The sequence below is a fragment of the Rhizobium sp. Root483D2 genome (genome assembly GCF_001426685.1).
Taxonomy (GTDB): domain Bacteria; phylum Pseudomonadota; class Alphaproteobacteria; order Rhizobiales; family Rhizobiaceae; genus Pararhizobium; species Pararhizobium qamdonense.
The window spans coordinates 84,970-106,210 of sequence record NZ_LMFB01000015.1 but is presented as its reverse complement, the minus strand read 5'-3'; the positions used below and the strand labels follow the sequence as shown (position 1 = coordinate 106,210).

Below are 21,241 nucleotides of genomic sequence, written 5' to 3'. Positions count from 1 at the left end.
CCGTCACCACGTTCTACAGGAAAAGACCATGGACCAGCATCGTATCAACCCGCCGCAAGCCGCCGTCCGGCAACCCTATATGCCAAAAACGCGGCTTGCCGTTTCGCTGCTGTTCCTGATGAACGGCTTCGTTACCGGGAGCTGGGCGCCCAAAATCCCGGAATTCAAGGACAGGCTCGGCATTAGCGAAAGCGTGCTCGGCTTGCTGATCCTTGCTTTCGGTCTGGGGTCGCTGGTGCTGATGCCGATTGCTGGCGGGTTTATCGCAAGGCTCGGGTCGCAAAAGGTGGTGAAGGTAACGGCGATCCTGCTGTCGCCGATGCTGCTATTGCTCACGCTCCTTCCCAATGTCTGGACGGCGGTGATCGGCATGACCCTGCTTGGCGGTTTCGTCGGCGCGATGGACGTGGCGATGAATGCCAACGCGGTGGAGGTCGAAAAATCGATGCGGCGGGCGATCATGTCGTCCTGCCATGCCTATTGGAGCCTTGGCGGTCTGATCGGCGCTGCGAGCGGCGGCCTCATCATGGCGCATTTCGGCGTCTATGCGCATGCCATCCTCGTCACGCTGGTCTGCCTTTCGGTGCTCACGATTGCCTGGCCGATGATCCTTGCCGACCAGCCGCATCCGGATACGGCCAAGCAAAAATTGCGGCTGCCGTCCAATCCGCTGCCCTGGCTGATCGGCCTGGTCGCCTTGTTCTCCATGGTGCCGGAAGGCACGGTGCTGGATTGGGGCGCGCTCTACCTGCGCAACGAACTCGGCGCTTCCGTTGCCATGTCCGGTTTCGGCTTTGCCGCCTTCTCGGCCACGATGGCGATCATGCGTTTTGCCGGTGACCATGTCCGCGACCGGTTCGGGGGCGTGAGAACCCTGCGCGCCTGCACGCTGACGGCGCTGGTTGGCCTCGTGCTGGCCGGTTTGGCGCCCAATGCGCCGCTCGCCATCCTCGGCTTTGCGCTCGCCGGTGTCGGCATTTCCAACATGGTGCCCATCGCCTTTTCGGCCGCCGGCAACATGCCGGGCCTGGCGCCGGGTATCGGCCTGTCGGTCGCCACGTTCATGGGCTATTCCGGCATGCTGTTTGCGCCGTCGCTGATCGGTTTCGTTGCGGAACATACCGGCTTCTCGATCATCTTTACCTGCGTGCCGATCCTGTTCATCGTCGTTCTGGCGCTGTCGCATCACGCCGTGCATGCCGATCCGAAGGAGCGTGGGTGAATGATGATTGACTTTTGCAACGGCCCCTCGTGATCTCCCTCTTCTCCCCAGCGGGGAGAAGTGCCGAGCGAATGCGAGGCGATGAGGGGGCTTCGGCGAAGCCGGAGCCAGATAAAGTGGCCTTCGGCCCCCTCATCCGCCCTTCGGGCACCTTCTCCCCGCCGGGGAGAAGAGGGAGTGCGCCGAAAGCCCTTGGTAGAAAGCACTGACAGGATGAGCCGATTGGCGCGGCAGACATCAATTCGCCGTCAATCCATGAATGTTGCCGTTGACAAGGCGGCTTTCCTCATCCACCTCAGGGAAAGTCGCCGCAACAGCACGTGCAAGGGGCTTTCATGTCTTCCGCCTTCGATTACGAACCGCAACCCCGCAGGGCCTCCGTTGCCGTCGATGTTGGCGGGGTGATCGTCGGAGGATCGGCGCCCGTGGTCGTCCAGTCGATGACCAATACCGATACGGCCGATGTCGATGCGACCGTCGCCCAGGTGGCTGCCCTGCACCGGGCAGGCTCGGAGCTGGTGCGCATCACGGTTGACCGCGACGAGAGTGCGGCTGCGGTGCCGAAGATACGCGAGCGTCTGGAACGGCTTGGCCTCGATGTGCCGCTGATCGGCGATTTTCATTATATCGGCCACAAGCTTCTTGCCGATCATCCGGCCTGCGCCGAGGCGCTGGCGAAATATCGCATCAATCCGGGCAATGTCGGCTTCAAGGCGAAGAAGGACAAGCAGTTCGTCGAAATCATCGAACGCGCCATCCAGTTCGACAAGCCGGTGCGTATCGGCGTCAACTGGGGCTCGCTCGACCAGGAGCTTCTGACCCGCCTGATGGATGACAACCAGGCCAAAGGCTTTCCGCTGACGGCGCAGCAGGTGATGCGCGAAACCATCGTGCAATCGGCGCTGATTTCGGCCGAGCTTGCCGAAGAGGCAGGCCTTGCCCGCAACCGCATCATCCTGTCGGCCAAGGTCTCCAACGTCCAGGATCTGATCGCCTGCTACGCGATGCTGTCGTCACGCTCCAATCATGCGCTGCATCTGGGGCTGACGGAAGCCGGCATGGGCTCGAAAGGCATCGTTTCCTCGGCGGCCTCGCTCGGCATCCTGATGCAGCAGGGTATCGGCGATACCATTCGCATTTCATTGACGCCGGAGCCCGGCGGCGACCGCACCCGCGAGGTGCGGGTGGCGCAGGAGCTTCTGCAGGTCATGGGCTTTCGCCAATTTATCCCGGTCGTTGCCGCCTGTCCTGGGTGCGGGCGCACCACATCCACGGTGTTCCAGGAGCTGGCCCAGAAAATCGAGGGCGATATCCGCCGCAACATGCCGGTCTGGCGCGAGAAATATCCGGGCGTCGAGGGCCTGAAGGTCGCGGTCATGGGCTGCATCGTCAACGGACCCGGCGAAAGCAAGCATGCCGATATCGGCATTTCGCTGCCGGGTACGGGCGAGCTTCCGGCAGCCCCTGTCTATATCGATGGCAAGAAGGCGCTGACGATCCGCGGCACCAATATTGCCGGCGATTTCGAGACGCTTGTCGGCGAATATATCGAACGGCGCTTTGGCCAGGGCCAGGCGGCCGCCGAATAGGCTATAGTTTCACGGTCAACAGCTTGAGGCCGGCAAAGGCGAAAAACCCAGCCATGGCGCCTTCGATCCAGCGGCGGGACTTTTTGTAGCCGCGGTGTACCGGCTCGATCGAAAACAGCAGCGCAAAGCCCATGAAGATGATGATGCCGAGCACCATGCAGCCGCCGATCAGGACGGGCATGACTTGCGGCGCATCCTGCGGCGTGCCGAGCGATACCAGCGTCAGCCAGGAAAAGATTGCCTTCGGATTGGTCAGGTGGATGCCGAGCCCCTTGAAGTAGAGACGGCGCAACGAGGGTGGCTGTTTCTCGAGCGGCAGAGTGGCCTCTGTCTCCTTCCGCATCGCCGATTTCAGTGCCTTGAACGCCAGCCAGAGCAGATAGAGACCGCCGGCAATCTTGAGGATGAACAAGGCGTTGCCATAGGTGCTGATCAGCGCCGAAAGCCCAGCGGCTGCCAGCATCGCCCAGGTATAGGACCCTGTCAGAACACCAAAGGCCAGCGCCAGTCCGGCATTGCGGCCCCGGCTGATGGCCGTCGAGATGATGGCGACGACGGCCGGGCCCGGCGATGCGGTGGCGATGACATAGGCGCCCCAGGCGACCATCAGTTGCGGCAGGTAGGGCAAAATGGTGGACATGCAGCAATCTCCGGGCAGCGCTTTCAAGCGCGGCAGGGCGCCATCATGCAGACCGCGCCAATAAAGAAAACGCGCATTCTTGTTGCGGTGACAATTTTGCCGGCTTGCTCAAGCCGACAGATGTTCGATCAGGATGGAGATCCCCAGGCCCACCAGAACCACGCCCGCCAGCGCCTCGGCGATCCGGCCAAAACGCTCGCCGATCAGGCGCCCGACCAGCATGCCGCCCGAGGACATCAGGAAGGTCGCAACGCCGATGGCGGCTGCAATGACGAAAATGTTGACGTCGAGAAAGGCCAGCGAAACGCCGACAGCCATCGCGTCGAGGCTGGTGCCGATCGCCGTCGCCATCAACAGCGGAAGAGACAATTGCGCGGATGGTGCCGCTTCGCTCTTCTGTGTCGATGCGTAGAGCATGTGGATGCCGACGGTTCCCAGCAGCGCGAACGCGATCCAGTGATCGACCGCCTGGACGAACTGGCTGGCGGCAACGCCTGCGGCCCAGCCGATGATCGGGGTGATGGCTTCGATGATGCCGAAGACGAGACCGGTGCGCATGGTTTCGCGAAATTTTGGCCGGCCGATGGCAGCACCCCGGCCGACGGCAACAGCAAAAGCATCGACGGACATGCTGATTGCCAGCATGGCAATGGTAAACGGTGACATGGATGAGCCTTCAAAAACGGACGTGGGAACCCGGGCGTTGATTGCCTGTCCGGCAGGGCATCGTCGCCACGGTCTTGCCGGGCCGAGCGTCTCGGCCGATCGCACCATGCGCATGGGCGCAAGCATGTTGATACGATCCTGCAGGGATATGCAGTGGCTACTCCCCGATGCCGTTGGAGATATTTCAAACACACAGACGTGTCAATAAGGCAAAGTTAAAATGCCTTTTATTACAGGCGCTTGAAATATGCATCCATGCATAAATCCAAGACTGTGCAGGCAAAATCAGATACAACTATCCCCCTTAGCGGACAAGCCGTTGCAGTGCGTTCTTGCGTTGAGAGTGAGACGAAAATGCCGTGAAAAACCGGGCGCCGTCCGCCGATATCAGTGGCTGCGATTAGCGATAAAACGCGCGGTCTGGTTCAGAATATCGGCACGGTTGCCGAATGGCTGAAGCAGGGTGGCCGCCTCAGCCACGAGGGCTGCCAGCCGGGTTTCCGCCCAGGCCTGGCCATGCAGCGAGACCAGCGTGCCCTTGCTACGGGCGGCGTCCTTGCCAGTCGCCTTGCCCATCGTCTTTGCGTCCGCCGTGAGGTCGAGCAGGTCGTCGGCCAGCTGGAAGGCAAGGCCGATCGTCTCGCCGTAGCTGCGCATCAGCCGGCGGTCGCCGGCGCTGCCCCCGGCGATGATGGCGCCGGCTTCGCAAGCAAAGCGGATCAGCGCGCCGGTCTTCATCGCCTGCAGCGTCACAATCGCGGCTTCGTCCGGGGCCGATGTCTCGGCAGCCAGATCCAGCGCCTGCCCGCCTGCCATGCCGCCAATGCCGGAGGCACGCGCCAAGGCCAGCACCAGTTCGGTCTTCTGCCGGTCGGACAAGTTTGTTTGCGGGGCTGCAATGATATCGAAGGCAAGGGTCAGCAGACTGTCGCCGGCAAGGATCGCATTGGCCTCGCCATAGGCGATATGCACCGTCGGTTGGCCGCGGCGAAGATCGTCGTCATCCATGGCCGGCAGGTCGTCGTGAACCAGCGAATAGCTGTGAACGCATTCGAGCGCTGCGCCGATGCGTAAGGCCGCTTGCCTGTCGCCGCCGAGAAAGGCGGTGCTTTCCATCACCAGAAAGGGCCGCAGCCGCTTGCCGCCATTCAGCACACCGTGGCGCATGGCGGCAAGGAGCGGTGCGGGCCTGGCGATTTCGTCCGGCTGCGGCTCTTCACTGAGAATGCCGGTCAGGCACGCCTCGACCTCTGCGGCGCAGGACTTCAGGCGGATTTCGAAGGATGTCTCGCTCATGCGGCGCTGTTTGGCATGACTGCGCGCCCGCTGGCAACGGGATTTTACCATATCGGCGCTCCCATCGGCGCTCGCGGGCGTGTCTTGCTGTGCGTTACCGAGAAAACCGTTCAATTTTATCCGCGCTTGTTCTATGAAAATTGGATGGATCATCAGGCGGGCGTTTCAGGGGTGGACATTGTACCGGAATCTCGGGAGGAAAAGGACGTGCCGACGAGCCGTGCGCGGGGATGGGGCGAGGCCTTGCGCCGGCGCTGGCGCCAGATTCTTCTGATCGCGGTCGCGATCGCCATCCTGCCCTATCTGTTGATCGTCATTTATGCACCGGGCTTCATCCATCCGATTTCGACGCTGATGCTGCGCGATCTCGTTCTGTTGCGCGGCTATGACCGCCAATGGGTCGCTTTCGAAGACATCTCGCCCAATCTGGTGCGCTCGGTGATGATGTCGGAGGATGGGCAGTTCTGCATCCACGACGGTGTCGATTGGGTGCAGATGCGCGGCGTCGTCAACGATGCGCTGGAAGGCGAATCCACCCGGGGCGCCTCGACGATCCCGATGCAGACAGCCAAGAACCTTTTTCTCTGGAACGGCCGCTCCTTCATTCGCAAGGGAATGGAGCTGCCTTTGGCGCTGGCATCCGATTTCGTTTGGAGCAAGCAGCGGATGATGGAACTCTATCTCAATGTCGCCGAATGGGGTCCCGGCATCTATGGCGCCGAGGCGGCGGCACAACACCATTTCGGCGTTCCCGCCGCAAAGCTGACACGGCGGCAGGCGGCACTTCTTGCCGTGTCCCTGCCCAATCCGATCGAACGCAATGCCGGCAAGCCCGGCCGTGGCCTGCGCAGCCTCGCCGCAATGATCGAGCGCCGCGCCAGCCGTTCGGGTGACTATATCAAATGCCTTTATGGGTGAGATCAGGTCTTTTGATTGGCTGTGATGCTCATGTGTCCTCTATAGCAGGATCTCGTTTGGCACGGACCGGAGAAGATCGATGACCCAACTGACACTCTATGTCGGGAATAAAAACTATTCCTCCTGGTCGTTGCGGCCCTGGCTTGCGCTGGAGGCCTGCGGCATTCCGTTTCAGGATGTGGTCATCCCCTTCGATTTTCCGGCGGGGAACCCGAAGTTCAAGGATATTTCGCCGACAGGACAGGTTCCGGTTCTGCATCATGGCGATGTGCGGGTCTGGCAATCGCTGGCGATCATCGAATATGCCGCCGAACTTTTCCCCGATGCCGGGCTTTGGCCGAAGGATCCGGCTGAGCGGGCGGTGGCGCGGGCCTATTCGATGGAGATGCTCTCCGGTTTCCGGGCATTGCGCGGTGCCTGCCCGATGAACATCCGCCGCGAGAAGCGGGCGATCGCGCTGCCCGACGGTGTCACGGAGGATGTCGAGCGGATCGAGACGATCTGGCGCGAGGCGGTGGCGCGCTCCGGCGGTCCGTTCCTGTTCGGCAGCTTTACGGCGGCCGATGCAATGTTTGCGCCGGTGGTCAATCGTTTCGAGATCTACGACCTTACCCGCAATCCCGGCTCTCTGGCATATATGGATGCGGTCAAGACGCATCCGGCCTTCCGCAAGTGGCAGGAGGCGGCCCTGCAGGAAACCTGGATCGTGCCGGAGGACGAGGCCTGAGGATTTTCCTCGGCGGGCATCGCGAAAAAATGCCTGCAGGGACTGGTCAAATGCCTGTGGGGCATGTATAAGCCCGGCAAATTCCGAGATTGACATCTGTTTTTCCAGGCCAACAGACTGGCTGCGAAACAGAGTTTTGCCCGATAAGTGGAGTATGAAATGGCTGTACCTAAAAGAAAAACAAGCCCGTCCAAGCGTGGCATGCGCCGCTCCGCCGATGCGCTGAAGACACCGACCTATATCGAAGACAAGAACTCCGGCGAACTGCGCCGCCCGCACCACATCGACCTGAAGACAGGCATGTATCGCGGCCGTCAGGTTCTGACCCCGAAGGCTTCCGCTTAATCAGCGGGCCGTCAGGCTGTCATTGAAAGGGCTGGCTTTTGCCGGCCCTTTTTGCGTTGTTCGCCGGGATGCTTACGTGCATGCCGGCTATGCCGCGCCGCCTTAGTTTTCCCAAATCTCTGCCCTATCTGCCAGCCGCAGCCGTTTTCTTGACGCCTGCCGCGCTGTGATGCACATATCGACAAACGTCCGGCCCGGAGAGGCGGGGCGAGAAATTGGGAGCCGTTGCTGATGATTGCCGCCATTCCGTTGCTGATCGTGCCGTTCATTCTCTACAATCTTGGAATGATGGGCATCCTGGGAAGCGGCGGTGTCGCGGTCTTTGAAGACACGGTGTTCTCGATGACGATGTTGTCGGGCGCGATCTGGACGATGAGCATGGGCGATCTGACGATCGTGATTGCGCTGGTGCTGCTTTTCGTCGAAATCCTCAAGGCAACCCGCATCAGCTCCAAGGCGCTGATGGATCATTTGCTCTCGATGGTTCTGTTCATCGTCTTCCTGGTGGAATTCCTTTTGGTCGCCAATGCCGCGACCCATGTCTTCTTCATCCTGATGACGATCTGCTTCATCGACGTCATCGCCGGTTTTTCCGTGTCGATGCGCACGGCCGGGCGGGATGTGTCCATCGGGCTGTAACTGCGCCCTGAAAGGTGCCGCGCGCCGTTTTGGACGGCAGCGCGGCACGAAAGCGTGTCAGCCGAGATTTTCCAGCTTCGTTTGCAGGGCGCGCAGCTGCTCCTTCAGCTCATCGATATCCTTGGCCTCGGCCTTGCGCGGCTCCTTGGTGGCCGGTGTTGCCGCCATGAAGGGCGAGAACATCTGCATGGCCTGATGGAAGAGATCGGTGTTGCGCTTGACCTGTTCTTCTACCAATTGCAGTGGAACAGTCAGGTTCTTGCCAAGCGGCGTATCGCCGAAGGCCTTGTTGATCTGTTCGCGCATCGTCACCTGCTGGTCGGTGAACGCCTGCATCGAATGTTCGAGATAGCTCGGCACCACCATCTGCATCTGGTCGCCGTAAAAGGAGATCAGCTGACGCAGGAAGGAAATCGGCAGAAGCGTGTTGCCGGTCTTGGATTCCTGCTCGAAAATGATCTGTGTCAGCACCGAATGGGTGATGTCGTCGCCTGATTTCGCGTCCTGAACGGTGAATTCCTCTCCCTTTTTCACCATCACAGCGAGATCGTCGAGCGTCACATAGGTGCTCGTCCCGGTATTGTAGAGCCTCCGGTTGGCATATTTTTTAATGACAATCTGACCGTCGTGTTTGGCCATCTGGGTCTCCTCCCATGCTCCCGTCTTTATTATGTTTTTCAGAGTACCCGCAAAAAACCGGTTCTGACAATCTCTTTGTGCGTTGCGTGGACGCAGGTGCAAAATTTTGCCTCCTGACGAGCTTGTGATCGGATTGTGGAGCGAAACGCGCCGCACTGCATCAAGGCGTTTGACTTGCGCCACGTCCTTTGCCAGTCTTTGGCAATCGCGAGAAAAGAACGAGGAAATATCTCATGAGCACGCCCTCCATTGTCATTGCCAGCGCCGGCCGGACCGCAGTTGGCTCGTTCAACGGCGCCTTTGCCAATACGCCTGCCCATGAGCTGGGCGCCGCTGTCATCAAGGGTGTGCTGGAGCGCGCCGGTGTCGAGGCCGCCGAAGTTGATGAAGTCATTCTCGGTCAGGTTCTGTCGGCCGGCGAAGGCCAGAACCCGGCGCGCCAAGCGGCAATGAAAGCCGGTATTCCGCAGGAAGCGACGGCCTGGGGCATGAACCAGCTCTGTGGCTCGGGACTGCGCGCCGTGGCGCTCGGCATGCAGCAGATCGCCACCGGCGATGCCAAGATCATCGTGGCCGGCGGCATGGAATCCATGTCGATGGCGCCGCATTGCGCGCATTTGCGCGGCGGCGTCAAGATGGGCGATTTCAAGATGATCGACACCATGATCAAGGATGGCCTGACCGACGCCTTCTACGGCTATCACATGGGCACGACAGCGGAAAACGTTGCCAAGAAGTGGCAGCTGTCGCGTGAAGACCAGGACGTGTTTGCGCTGGGATCGCAGAACAAGGCCGAAGCCGCGCAAAAGGCGGGGCGTTTTGCCGATGAGATCATTCCCTTCATCGTCAAGGGCCGCAAAGGCGACGTGACCGTCGATCAGGACGAATATATCCGCCACGGCGCAACGCTGGAATCGATGGCGAAACTGCGCCCGGCCTTTGACAAGGAAGGCACGGTCACTGCTGCCAACGCTTCGGGCCTGAACGACGGGGCGGCTGCCACGCTGCTGATGAGCGAGGCGGAAGCCGGCCGCCGCGGCATCCAGCCGCTCGCCCGTATCGTTTCCTGGGCCACGGCCGGCGTCGATCCGCAGATCATGGGCACAGGGCCGATCCCGGCTTCGCGCAAGGCCCTCGAAAAGGCCGGCTGGTCTGTCGCCGATGTGGAACTTGTCGAAGCCAACGAGGCGTTTGCCGCGCAGGCCTGCGCCGTCAACAAGGATCTCGGCTGGGATACCTCCATCGTCAACGTCAATGGCGGTGCCATCGCCATCGGACATCCGATCGGCGCATCCGGCGCACGCGTTCTGAACACGCTTCTGTTTGAAATGAAGCGCCGTGGCGTTTCCAAGGGTCTCGCCACGCTTTGCATCGGCGGCGGCATGGGTGTTGCCATGTGCGTCGAGCGGCTGTGACACTCTGACTGTCGTTGATCGCCCCGGCGCCAAGGCCGGGGCGAACTTCACGGCAAAAGCCGGAAGAGCTGTCCGGCGCCCTTCAGCGCCAGCGTCAAAACAAAAAGATTCAACAGGGGAGAAGTCGGATGAGCAGGGTAGCATTGGTCACAGGCGGATCGCGCGGCATCGGCGCGGCCATATCCATCGCGTTGAAGGGGGCCGGATACAAGGTGGCCGCGACCTATGCCGGCAATGACGAAAAGGCGAAGGCCTTCAGCGATGTCACCGGCATTCCGACGTATAAATGGGACGTCTCCGACTATAAGGAATGCACCAAAGGAATCGCGCATGTGGTCGATGATCTCGGCCCAATCGAAATCCTCGTCAACAATGCCGGCATCACCCGCGACGCAATGTTTCACAAGATGACGCCGGAGCAATGGGGTGACGTGGTCGGTACCAACCTCACCGGCCTTTTCAACATGACGCATCCGGTCTGGACCGGGATGCGCGACCGCAATTTCGGCCGGGTGATCAACATATCCTCGATCAACGGCCAGAAGGGCCAGATGGGTCAGGCGAACTATTCGGCCGCAAAGGCCGGCGATCTCGGCTTCACCAAGGCGCTGGCCCAGGAAGGCGCCGCCAAGGGGATTACCGTCAACGCCGTCTGCCCCGGCTATATTGGTACCGAGATGGTCCGTGCCATCCCGGAAAAGGTACTGAACGAACGGATCATCCCGCAAATACCCGTCGGCCGTCTGGGCGAGCCCGACGAGATTGCCCGGATCGTCGTGTTCCTGGCCTCCGACGATGCCGGTTTCATCACCGGCTCGACGATTTCGGCCAATGGCGGTCAATTTTTCGTCTGATTGAGCCCTGCTTGGGTTGCTGACGGCGCCTTCGGGTGCCGTCTTGCGTTTTCAACACACATGAATGTGCCGGTCTCTTTCGATCATAAGGATTGCTGGCTCGATTCATGCCCAATTCGCTCCCAATTTCGGGAGGATATGAATTCGGCGAAGAAAACTTTGAAGCATCACGCTTTGTTCTACCATATCGTGTGGGTGCTGGCTGGGTGAAAGCCCCTGGATCACTCTTTGTATGCTTTTTGTTCTGGGTGCTATTTTAAAATACCCTAATATTTAAGGGTATTTTCTCCAACGGACCGGCTGGGAAAATTTTCCGGGAAATTCAGCTATTTGGATTCTGAATCTCAGATTCGTGCTTCATTGCGCACGCCGTGCAATCTTCATTTTTCGGTGAAACGGACGCTCAAAATAGCGATTCAGCATCTGGTGCGAATCCGGCTTCGAAAGCCCAGATGTAGCGGTGAACAAACCCTGAATCCGCTGGAGTCTGCGTTTCGTCGCTGATTCGTTCCACCGCTGTTCCGAATTCGGCAGGCAGGGGGTGGAAATGACAGCCAAAGGCCCCATTTGAACGTTTCATGATCCCATGCCCCTTGCGTTTGTGCTTTTGCGTGGGCATGTGTTCTGCGCCGGTTGAAACGGCTTTGAAACGCCGTGAATGGCCTTCGCAGATTGAAAGTGCGCAGGATCGATATAGTGCCTGACCAACCGATGATCTTGAGTGGCCGCGGCGTGATCGCGGTGCTCGGCCCCACCAATACCGGCAAGACGCATTACGCGATCGAGCGCATGGTTGCGCATGAGAGCGGCGTCATCGGCCTGCCGCTGCGCCTGCTGGCGCGCGAGGTCTATACGCGTGTCGTCGAAAAGGTGGGTGCCCACAATGTCGCGCTGATCACCGGCGAGGAAAAGATCACGCCGCATATGGCGCGCTTTTCCGTCTGCACGGTCGAGGCCATGCCGCGCGAGACCAAGGCTGCCTTCGTTGCCATCGACGAGGTGCAGCTTGCCGGCGACCTGGAGCGCGGTCATATCTTCACCGACCGGCTGATGCATCTGCGCGGCCGGGTGGAGACACTGCTCCTCGGTGCCTCCACCATGCGGCCGATCCTGGAACATCTGCTGCCGGGGATCACCGTCGTCGAGCGCCCGCGCCTGTCCCAGCTTCTCTATGCGGGTTCCAAGAAAATCACGCGCCTGCCGCAGCGCACCGCCATCGTCGCCTTCTCCGCCGAGGAGGTCTATGCGATCGCCGAGCTGATCCGCCGCCAGCGCGGCGGTGCCGCCGTCGTGCTGGGCGCTCTGTCGCCGCGCACGCGCAATGCGCAGGTGGCGCTCTATCAGGCCGGCGATGTCGAATATCTGGTGGCGACGGATGCCATCGGCATGGGGCTCAATCTCGATGTCGATCATGTCGCCTTCGCCCAGGGCCGCAAATATGACGGCTACCAGTTCCGCGATCTCAATCCCGGCGAGCTGGCGCAGATCGCCGGACGCGCCGGGCGTCACCTGCGTGACGGGACATTCGGGGTCACCTCGCGGGTCGAGCCGTTCGACAACGAGCTGGTGCACCGGATCGAATCACATCAGTTCGATCCCGTCCGCGTTCTCCAATGGCGCTCCAAATCGATGAATTATGCCTCGATCGCGGCTCTGAAGAAGAGTTTGGATGCCGCGCCTGCCGTCCATGGCCTCACCAGGGCCCTGCCGGCGGTCGATCAGCAGGCTTTGGACTATCTTTCGCGCTATCCGGAGGTTACCAGTGTCGCGACGACACCGGAGCGTGTAGAGAAACTGTGGGAAGCCTGTGCGCTTCCCGACTACCGGCGGATAACGCCGGCGCAGCATGCGGATCTGATTTCGACGATCTATGCCGATCTCGTCCGGCGTGGCACAGTGAATGAAGATTTCATGGCCGAACAGGTCCGCCGCGCGGACCATACGGATGGTGAAATCGACACATTGTCCGCGAGAATTGCACAAATCAGGACATGGACCTATGTGTCCAACCGTCCGGGATGGCTTGCCGATCCGACACACTGGCAAGAAAAGACGCGGGAAATCGAGGATCGATTGTCTGACGCGTTACATGAAAGGTTGACGAAACGCTTTGTTGATCGCAGGACATCTGTGCTCATGAAGCGCCTGAGAGAGAATGCGATGTTGGAAGCTGAAATCAGTGTAAATGGCGATGTCTTCGTTGAAGGTCATCATGTGGGACAATTGGCCGGGTTCCGTTTCACGCTGGCGACAGTGAGCGATGGTCTCGACGCGCGTGCAGCGCAAGGAGCTGCGCAAAAGGCGCTGGCTCTCGAGTTCGAAGCGCGTGCGGCACGGTTGCATGCGGCCGGCAATGCCGATCTGGCGCTGTCGTCGGATGGTCTCGTGCGCTGGCTCGGCGATCCCGTGGCGCGGCTGACGGCCAGCGACCATGTCATGCGTCCGCGCGTGCTCTTGCTTGCCGACGAGCAGCTGCAGGGCAATGCCCGCGAGCATGTGCTGGCCCGCATCGAACGCTTCGTCAATCATCACATCTCGACGGTTCTAAAGCCGCTTGACGATCTCTCGCGCGCCGAGGATCTCGAAGGTCTTGCCAAGGGCCTGGCTTTCCAGCTGGTCGAAAATCTCGGCGTCATGTTCCGCCGCGATGTCGCCGATGACGTCAAGTCGCTGGATCAGGAGGCGCGCGCTTCCATCCGCCGCCATGGCATCCGTTTCGGCGCCTATCACATTTTCATGCCGGCGCTGTTGAAGCCTGCTCCGGCCGAACTCATCACGCTGCTCTGGGCGTTGAAGAATGACGGTCTCGACAAGCCGGGCTATGGTGATCTGATCCCGGTTCTGGCCGCTGGCCGCACGTCGGTGGTCACCGATCCGTCGTTCGAGCGCACGTTCTACAAGCTGGCCGGCTTCCGCTTCCTCGGAAAACGTGCCGTCCGCATCGACATCCTTGAGCGCCTGGCTGACCTCATCCGTCCGCTGTTGCAGTGGAAGCCGGGCACGACGCCGCGTCCGGACGGCGCCTATGATGGCCGCCGCTTCACCGCAACGACGGCAATGCTGTCCATTCTGGGGGCGACGCCTGACGATATGGAAGAGATCCTCAAGGGTCTCGGCTACCGGGCAGATTCCGTCAAGGTCGAGGACGCCGCTGCGTTCCTGGCCGCCCAGTCCGGATCGGCCGCACCGGCAACGGATGCTACAGCGTCCGATGCGCCGGCTGAAACCGCCGATCATGACGACGCCGACGCTGATCCTGCAGGGGAAGAGGTGCAGGCTTCCGAACCGGCAGCTTCCGAACCGGCAACTGCCGAACAGGCTGTAGAGACTGTTCCGGCCGCCGCTGAAGCCAAAGCGTCCGATCAGGCCGTTATTGCAGAGCAGGCAGGCGAACTGGCTGAGCCGGTTGAGGCCAAGCCGGTTCTTCTGTGGCGCCCGGGCAGCCGCAATGACAACCAGCGTTCCGGTGGACGCCCGCAGGGCGATCGCCGTGGCGCGGGCAACCGTGCACCGCAGGGTGAAGCCCGCCGCGAGGGTGGCGAGCCGCGCCGTGAGGGCGAAGGCCGCCGCGAAGGCCGCGACGACAATCGCAAACCGGGTGGTGGCGGCAAGCCGGATCGCAACCGTGGCCGTGACGGTGGCAAGCCCCAGGGTGGCCAGCGGCATGAAAAGGGCGACCGTCAGGATCGTCCCGATCGCAACGACCGCGGCGGAAAGCCGCAGGCCGCCAAGTTCGAGGCCCGTCCGCCGCGCAAGGAAAAGCCGATGGATCCGGATTCGCCTTTTGCCAAGCTCGCTGCTCTCAAGGAGCAGATGAAGAAATAAGGCTGAAGGTCAGCGTATGGGTGAAAAGCAGCCTCAGTCCCTGCCGGTTCTGCGCCAGCGTCTCGACAAATGGCTGTTCTTCACGCGCCTGCAAAAATCCCGCTCGATCGCCCAGAAGGCGATCGAGTCCGGTGATATCCGGGTCAATGATGCCAGGATCACCCAGCCTTCCCATGCTTTGAAAGCTGGTGATATCGTCGCCGTTTCGCTGGACCGGCGCGACACGATCGTGCGCGTTCTCCTCCCCGGTGTGCGGCGCGGCCCCTATGAAGAAGCCCGCCTGCTCTACGAGGATCTGACGCCCGCAGCCGTTCCCGGCGAAAAGCCGAACGCCTTTGAGCAGGCAACCCGCGAGCGTGGCAGCGGCCGGCCGACCAAGAAGGAACGCCGCGACGTCGATAGGCTCAAGCAGGGTTGGGACGAGGAATAGAAAACTGTCCCGCCAGGGGGCCGTTTGGCGCATGGATTATTCTTGCAAAGCCCCCGCAAAGCCTTTACCTCACGGGGTAAATGAGCAGCCATGTTGCGCCGCGAGAGGCGTTGGCGGGCTGGTATCCCCGAACCGATGCGGACAAGCGGGCCTCTTCTCAGGTTCCTGTCTGCCGTCAACGTGAGAAATCGCTGGAGTACCTCATGACGTATGTCGTGACCGACAATTGCATACGCTGCAAATATACCGATTGCGTTGAAGTGTGCCCGGTGGACTGCTTCTACGAGGGCGAAAATTTTCTGGTCATTCATCCCGACGAGTGCATCGACTGTGGTGTCTGCGAGCCAGAATGTCCGGCAGGCGCCATCAAGCCAGATACCGAACCGGGCCTCGACATGTGGCTGAAGGTCAATGCCGACTTCGCCACACAATGGCCGAATATCACCGTCAAGCGTGATGAGATGCCGGAAGCCAAGGAAATGGACGGCGAAGAAGGCAAGTACGAGAAATACTTTTCGCCGAAGCCCGGCACGGGCGACTGACGCGCGCGAGTGTCTGCCAGCCGGTCGATTCCCGGCTGTAAAAGATGGCGAAATTTGGGGAATCATGGCTTAACCATGTCCGTGCAGGGCTGGTTGGCCTTGATGGCCGTTGTAAAGCAAATTATTGATTTCCGCAGTTTTTTATGATAGGGTCTAAAAACTGATCCACATCGTGGCACTTGCGTGTGCCCGAAAAACCATCACGAAAGCAAAACAATCCCACTGCGCGGCTGACCCCAAATACGCAACGGCAGTTGCTTGTGTGTGATCGCTCCGCAGAAGATCGATTTGATGACCGTTGGAACGGATCAGCATGGAGTCACCCGACGGTGCCCCCGTCCATCCCGGGCCTGACTGACCCGGCCCCGGCTCGCAGCCGGGAGCGTAACAGGGAGTTTTTGAAACGAATGACGACCCAGCAGAAAAAATCTTCAACACGCCATGGATTCAAGACCGGTGAATCGATCGTTTACCCGGCTCATGGCGTTGGACAAATCGTTGCTATCGAAGACCAGGTGGTTGCGGGCATGTCGCTCGAACTGTTTGTGATCGATTTCGAAAAGGACAAGATGCGTCTCAAGGTACCGGTCGCAAAAGCCGTTTCCATTGGCATGCGCAAGCTCTCCGAGACCGATTTCGTCGAACGTGCATTGAAGGTCGTCCAGGGCAGGGCACGCGTCAAGCGGACCATGTGGTCGCGCCGCGCGCAGGAATATGATGCCAAGATCAATTCCGGTGACCTGATCTCGATCGCCGAAGTCGTTCGCGACCTCTATCGTGCTGAAAACCAGCCGGAGCAGTCCTATTCCGAACGTCAGCTCTATGAAGCTGCGCTTGACCGCATGGCGCGCGAAATCGCAGCCGTAAACAAGATGTCGGAAACCGAAGCTGTCCGTCTCGTTGAAACGAACCTGAACAAGGGTCCGAAGCGCGGCAAGGCCATCGAAGAAGACGAAGCGCAGGAAGAAGCTGCGTAAGCCTTTCGTCAAGCACTACTTTCATCTCAAAAGCCCTGTCAGCAATGACGGGGCTTTTTTGTATCTTGCGGCAGGGTCTGTCATCGTTCCCGGCAGGGCGTGCCAGGAGACTCTTTTTAACATCGTGATATGCTGATGGAAACGCCTTGCCGCGATCTGCCGGCACGGGAGGCGGGATTGTTTAAACCGGCATGGGAGGAAGACATGCCTGCTACCGTTTCTCTGCATCCCCTGCTCGACCAAGGCGTGCCCAGGGCCGCAACCGGCTTCTCCGGCGGCGTTCTGGTCTGCGCCTGCGCTGACAAGCCTGTACGCGTTAAAATCGAAGGGGACGTCGCCCATAACCATGCCTGCGGCTGCACCAAATGCTGGAAGCCGGCCGGGGCAACATTTTCGGTTGTTGCAGTCGTTCCGCATGACAAGATCACGGTGCTTGAAAACGGCGACAAGCTTGAAGTCGTCGATACGTCGGCACTGATCCAGCGGCATGCCTGCAGGGGCTGCGGCGTGCACATGTATGGTCCGGTGGAGCGCGAGCATCCTTTCCAGGGGCTGGACTTCATTCACCCGGAACGTTTCGATACCGACGGCTGGTCGCCGCCCGGCTTTGCCGCTTTCGTCTCGTCCATCATCGAAGCCGGTACCGATCCCGATGATATGCCCGCCATCCGGGCCCGCTTGAGCGAACTCGGCCTGACGCCATCCGATTGCCTGAACAATGCGCTGATGGACTATATCGCCACCTGGACCGCGAAGAAGAGCGGTGTGTTGAAATCCTGATCTACCCATAGACAATGTGGCTCGAACGAAAAAGGGCGCAGCGATCGATATCGCTGCGCCCTTTTTCATTGTTTTAAACGGTCTGCTTATGCAGCGCCGCGCGACTTTTCGAAACGCTTGCGGTCGTTACTGTCGAGGTACATCTTGCGCAGGCGGATGTTCTTCGGCGTCACTTCGACCAATTCGTCGTCCTGGATCCAGGAGAGTGCACGGTCGAGCGTCATGCGGATCGGCGGGGTCAGCTTGACGGCTTCGTCCTTGCCAGAGGCGCGCATGTTGGTGAGCTTCTTGCCCTTCAGCACGTTGACTTCCAGATCGTTGTCACGCGTGTGGATGCCGATGATCATGCCGGCATAGACCTTCTCGCCGACATCGATGATCATCGGGCCGCGGTCTTCCAGGTTGAACATGGCGTAGGCAACGGATTCGCCAGCGTCGTTGGAGAGCAGAACGCCCTGAACGCGGCCGCCGATATCGCCCTTGTAAGGCTGATATTCGTGGAACAGACGGTTCATGATCGCCGTGCCGCGCGTGTCGGTCATCAGTTCCGACTGGTAGCCGATCAGGCCACGGGTCGGAGCAAAGAACTTCAGGCGAACGCGGTTGCCACCGGACGGACGAAGCTCGGCCATTTCAGCCTTGCGCTCGGACATCTTCTGGACGACGACGCCGGAATATTCCTCATCGACGTCGATGACGACTTCTTCGACCGGCTCCAGCATCTGGCCAGTGGCTTCGTCCTTGTGCATGACGACGCGCGGACGCGATACGGCAAGCTCGAAACCTTCGCGGCGCATGGTCTCGATGAGAACGGCCAGTTGCAATTCGCCACGGCCGGACACGTAGAACGAATCCTTGCCTTCGGCTTCTTCGATCTTCAGCGCGACGTTGCCTTCGGCTTCCTTGAACAGGCGGTCACGGATGACGCGGCTTGTTACCTTGTCGCCTTCGGTGCCGGCAAGCGGGCTGTCATTGACGATGAAGGACATGGTGACGGTCGGCGGGTCGATCGGCTGGGCATGCAGCGCTTCCGTGACCGAGGGGTCGCAGAACGTGTCGGCGACCGTGCCTTTGGACAGGCCAGCGATGGCGACGATGTCGCCCGCATGCGCTTCGTCGATCGGCGTACGCTCGATGCCGCGGAACGCGAGGATCTTGGAGATACGGCCGTTTTCAATCAGCTTGCCGTCCTGGCCGAGAACCTTGACGGCCTGGTTCGGCTTGATCGAGCCGGAATGGATACGGCCGGTGATGATGCGGCCGAGGAAGGGGTTGGCTTCCAGGATCGTGCCGATCATGCGGAACGCGCCGTCTTCCTCGCCGACGCTCGGCTCGGGAACGTGCTTGAGAACGAGGTCGAGAAGCGGGGCGAGGCCCTCTTCCTTCGGACCTTCCGGATTGACGTTCATCCAGCCGTTACGGCCCGAACCGTAGAGGATCGGGAAGTCGAGCTGTTCGTCGGTCGCATCCAGGTTTGCAAAGAGGTCGAAGACCTCGTTGATGACTTCTTCATGGCGGCCGTCCGGACGGTCGATCTTGTTGATCGCGACGATCGGGCGAAGGCCGACCTTCAGGGCCTTGGAGACCACGAACTTGGTCTGCGGCATCGGGCCTTCCGAGCTATCGACCAGAACGATCGCGCCATCGACCATCGACAGGATACGCTCGACTTCACCACCGAAGTCGGCGTGGCCGGGGGTGTCGACGATGTTGATGCGCACGCCCTTCCACTCGATCGAGGTGGCCTTGGCCAGAATGGTGATTCCGCGCTCTTTTTCGAGGTCGTTCGAATCCATCATGCGCTCGGTCGTGCGCTGGTTGTCGCGGAACGAACCCGACTGCTTCAAAAGTTCGTCGACGAGCGTGGTTTTCCCATGGTCAACGTGTGCGATGATCGCGATGTTGCGCATTTTCATGTGTGAATACTCGGAGGTTTCGGGGCGTATGTGATGAACGCCGCATCTTCAATTGCGCGGCTCATACAGGTTTTTTTGCATTTGCGAAAGGGGGGAAGGCGGCAAAGTCTTGAGAGAGAGTGAATCCGGCCGATGTTTCATACGGAATTCCCGGCAGGATCGAGGGTGATCTGCCACAACTCGTGATCGTCCCGATCCATCAGCCGGACCGTCATCTGTTCCGTCTGGCCGTTAATATCGACAAGGCCGAAGAATTGCAGGCCGGCAGACGGCGGCAGATTCTGGTCGATGCCGCTGCCGGCGGCCTTTATGAAGCGCACCTGCGGACCAAAGGTCATGTCCAGTTCCTTGGGCCCATAGGTGCCCGAGTGCAGTGGACCGGAGACGAATTCCCAGAATGGCAGGAAGTCCTTGAAGGCGGCACGGGAGGGGTCGTAGTGATGGGCGGCGGTATAATGCACATCCGCCGTCAGCCAGACGGTATTCTGGATGGCATTGTCACGGATGAAGGTGAGAATATCGGCAAATTCCTTTTCGCGGCCTGTTGGCAGACCGTTGTCGCCATTGGCGATCGCATCGGAGCCCTGCCTGTTGGCAAAATCGTCCCAGACGACGAGGCCGATCGGCATATCGCAGGCGATCACCTTCCAGGTGGCTTTCGAGGCTGCCAGCTCCCGCTTCAGCCAATCCGCCTGCTGCCAGCCGAACAATTCATCGCCGCCGCCCTGATTGGCTTCGCGATAGGAGCGCAGATCAACGAAGAAGACATCGAGCAGCCGGCCATAGGGGATCTTGCGGAAGATGCGGCCGGGCTGGGCCGGAAAGGCGCGGATCGGCGTCATCTCCTGGAAAGCCTGCATTGCGCGGGCCGCATAGACGGAGACGTCCTTGTCCGGATAGCGGGGATCGTCGCGCAGATGGGTCGACGGCGACCAGTTGTTCAAGACCTCATGATCGTCCCATTGGTAAAAAGTCGGGCATGTGGCGTTCAGTGCGCGGACGTGATCGTCGAGAAGATTGTATTTCCACTGGCCACGATATTCCTCAAGCGTGCGGGCCACCTCGCGCTTTTCCGGGGTGACGATCCGGTTTTTCCAGATGGTGCCGTCGCGGAGCGGAATTTCATCGGGGATCGGGTTGTCGGCATAGATCGTATCGCCGGAATGGATGAAGAAATCCGGCTCGTGCAGCTGCATGGTCGAATAGGTCTTCATGCCTATGTCGTCGATGCCCCAGCCCTGGCCTGCTGTATCGCCCGACCAGACGAAACGCACCGAGCGGCGGCGCAGCGGTGCGGTGCGGAACCGGCCGATAACCGGTTCGGAAACGCTGTTGCTGTCATAGAGATCCGTCGCGGTGAAGCGGTAAAAGATGTCCTGATCGGGCAAGAGATGATCAAGCGCGCATTTCACCGTGTAGTCACTTTTGGGCAGCGCATCGATCGAGGGAAGGCGGACGGGGGAAGAGAAACTCTCGGTGGTCGAATATTCGACCGCTATGCGCGAGGGCCGGTCGGCCCGTGTCCAGATCATCCCGGATTTCGTATCGACATCGCCGGACTGGACACCATGCGTGAAGGACGGCCTACCGTAACCTCGTGAATAAAATGGCGTTGCAAGAACCGATGTGGCGGCAAACCCGGCAGCCCCGGCAGACACAAGGAAGGAGCGGCGGGTCAGCGTATCCTGAATATCGACCAAATCGGCCTCTGGTACCGTCACGGGAATCACGCGAAACCCGAGGCGGACCTTTGGCGAAAGCGATGTCAGTTCGTTTACAGTTGGATGAATCTATTCCAACGGTTTGGCGACAGTTCCGTGA

20 protein-coding genes and 1 riboswitch are annotated in these 21,241 nt (G+C 60.2%); of the genes, 13 read left to right on the top strand and 7 right to left on the bottom strand.

From position 1 onward, the window contains the following. The first annotated feature begins 28 nt into the window (after positions 1–28). Together ASD32_RS13390 and ispG are read left to right on the top strand one after the other, a co-directional pair. Positions 29–1,222, top strand: a complete 1,194-nt coding sequence (locus ASD32_RS13390) for an MFS transporter (protein ID WP_060638519.1) — start codon at positions 29–31, stop codon at positions 1,220–1,222. A gap of 335 nt (positions 1,223–1,557) precedes the next feature. After that, positions 1,558–2,811, top strand: coding sequence for a flavodoxin-dependent (E)-4-hydroxy-3-methylbut-2-enyl-diphosphate synthase (gene ispG / locus ASD32_RS13385; protein ID WP_060638518.1), 1,254 nt, complete (start codon positions 1,558–1,560; stop codon positions 2,809–2,811). Position 2,812: 1 nt separating this feature from the next. Here ispG and ASD32_RS13380 read toward each other — a convergent pair whose 3' ends face one another. The 3 genes from ASD32_RS13380 to ASD32_RS13370 form a co-directional block, all read right to left on the bottom strand. Beyond that, positions 2,813–3,451, bottom strand: a complete 639-nt coding sequence (locus ASD32_RS13380; RefSeq protein WP_060638517.1) for a LysE family translocator — start codon at positions 3,449–3,451, stop codon at positions 2,813–2,815. A gap of 108 nt (positions 3,452–3,559) precedes the next feature. Beyond that, positions 3,560–4,117, bottom strand: a complete 558-nt coding sequence (locus ASD32_RS13375) for a manganese efflux pump MntP family protein (protein ID WP_060638516.1) — start codon at positions 4,115–4,117, stop codon at positions 3,560–3,562. A gap of 80 nt (positions 4,118–4,197) precedes the next feature. After that, a riboswitch (yybP-ykoY riboswitch) is annotated at positions 4,198–4,295 on the bottom strand. 209 nt (positions 4,296–4,504) lie between these two features. Beyond that, a complete protein-coding gene (locus ASD32_RS13370) occupies positions 4,505–5,413 on the bottom strand; it encodes a polyprenyl synthetase family protein (RefSeq protein ID WP_060638515.1) in 909 nt (302 codons plus the stop codon). Between the two features lie 171 nt (positions 5,414–5,584). Here ASD32_RS13370 and mtgA point away from each other — a divergent pair, with 171 nt between their 5' ends. From mtgA to ASD32_RS13350, 4 genes are all read left to right on the top strand, one after another. After that, positions 5,585–6,331, top strand: a complete 747-nt coding sequence (mtgA, locus tag ASD32_RS13365; protein WP_156383171.1) for a monofunctional biosynthetic peptidoglycan transglycosylase — start codon at positions 5,585–5,587, stop codon at positions 6,329–6,331. A 79-nt stretch (positions 6,332–6,410) separates the two neighbouring features. After that, the gene (locus tag ASD32_RS13360) at positions 6,411–7,058 is read left to right on the top strand and encodes a glutathione S-transferase family protein (protein ID WP_060638514.1); all 648 of its coding nucleotides are present in this window, start codon (positions 6,411–6,413) and stop codon (positions 7,056–7,058) included. A gap of 159 nt (positions 7,059–7,217) precedes the next feature. Beyond that, entirely contained in the window at positions 7,218–7,403 is a 186-nt protein-coding gene (gene rpmF, locus ASD32_RS13355; RefSeq protein ID WP_037097119.1) for a 50S ribosomal protein L32, read from the top strand. Positions 7,404–7,634: 231 nt separating this feature from the next. Next, on the top strand, positions 7,635–8,042 hold the full coding sequence (locus tag ASD32_RS13350) for a hypothetical protein (protein ID WP_060638513.1): 408 nt from the start codon (positions 7,635–7,637) through the stop codon (positions 8,040–8,042). A 57-nt stretch (positions 8,043–8,099) separates the two neighbouring features. Here ASD32_RS13350 and phaR read toward each other — a convergent pair whose 3' ends face one another. Continuing rightward, a complete protein-coding gene (gene phaR / locus ASD32_RS13345) occupies positions 8,100–8,681 on the bottom strand; it encodes a polyhydroxyalkanoate synthesis repressor PhaR (protein WP_060638512.1) in 582 nt (193 codons plus the stop codon). 233 nt (positions 8,682–8,914) lie between these two features. On the opposite strand from phaR, the gene ASD32_RS13340 reads away from it, so the two are divergent. Beyond that, positions 8,915–10,096, top strand: a complete 1,182-nt coding sequence (locus tag ASD32_RS13340; protein ID WP_060638511.1) for an acetyl-CoA C-acetyltransferase — start codon at positions 8,915–8,917, stop codon at positions 10,094–10,096. Positions 10,097–10,224: 128 nt separating this feature from the next. Beyond that, positions 10,225–10,950 (top strand): acetoacetyl-CoA reductase, encoded by a 726-nt coding sequence (phbB, locus tag ASD32_RS13335; protein ID WP_060638510.1) that lies wholly within the window; start codon positions 10,225–10,227, stop codon positions 10,948–10,950. 403 nt (positions 10,951–11,353) lie between these two features. On the opposite strand, the gene ASD32_RS29585 is transcribed toward phbB, so the two are convergent. Then, positions 11,354–11,530, bottom strand: a complete 177-nt coding sequence (locus ASD32_RS29585; RefSeq protein ID WP_156383170.1) for a hypothetical protein — start codon at positions 11,528–11,530, stop codon at positions 11,354–11,356. Between the two features lie 131 nt (positions 11,531–11,661). On the opposite strand from ASD32_RS29585, the gene ASD32_RS13330 reads away from it, so the two are divergent. The 5 genes from ASD32_RS13330 to gfa all read left to right on the top strand — a co-directional run bounded on the left by ASD32_RS13330 (position 11,662) and on the right by gfa (position 17,504). Further along, positions 11,662–14,775 (top strand): helicase-related protein, encoded by a 3,114-nt coding sequence (locus tag ASD32_RS13330; RefSeq protein WP_060638509.1) that lies wholly within the window; start codon positions 11,662–11,664, stop codon positions 14,773–14,775. A gap of 16 nt (positions 14,776–14,791) precedes the next feature. Beyond that, entirely contained in the window at positions 14,792–15,205 is a 414-nt protein-coding gene (locus tag ASD32_RS13325) for an RNA-binding S4 domain-containing protein (RefSeq protein ID WP_060638508.1), read from the top strand. A gap of 203 nt (positions 15,206–15,408) precedes the next feature. Beyond that, positions 15,409–15,747, top strand: coding sequence for a ferredoxin FdxA (gene fdxA / locus ASD32_RS13320; RefSeq protein ID WP_060638507.1), 339 nt, complete (start codon positions 15,409–15,411; stop codon positions 15,745–15,747). A 407-nt stretch (positions 15,748–16,154) separates the two neighbouring features. After that, entirely contained in the window at positions 16,155–16,724 is a 570-nt protein-coding gene (locus ASD32_RS13315; protein WP_037097139.1) for a CarD family transcriptional regulator, read from the top strand. A 204-nt stretch (positions 16,725–16,928) separates the two neighbouring features. Beyond that, positions 16,929–17,504, top strand: coding sequence for an S-(hydroxymethyl)glutathione synthase (gfa, locus tag ASD32_RS13310; RefSeq protein ID WP_060638657.1), 576 nt, complete (start codon positions 16,929–16,931; stop codon positions 17,502–17,504). Between the two features lie 86 nt (positions 17,505–17,590). Here the strand turns inward: gfa and typA are convergent, their stop codons facing one another. Both typA and ASD32_RS13300 read right to left on the bottom strand, forming a co-directional pair. Continuing rightward, entirely contained in the window at positions 17,591–19,420 is a 1,830-nt protein-coding gene (gene typA / locus ASD32_RS13305; protein ID WP_060638506.1) for a translational GTPase TypA, read from the bottom strand. Between the two features lie 137 nt (positions 19,421–19,557). Beyond that, the gene (locus ASD32_RS13300) at positions 19,558–21,120 is read right to left on the bottom strand and encodes an alkaline phosphatase (protein WP_060638656.1); all 1,563 of its coding nucleotides are present in this window, start codon (positions 21,118–21,120) and stop codon (positions 19,558–19,560) included. Positions 21,121–21,241: the final 121 nt, after the last annotated feature.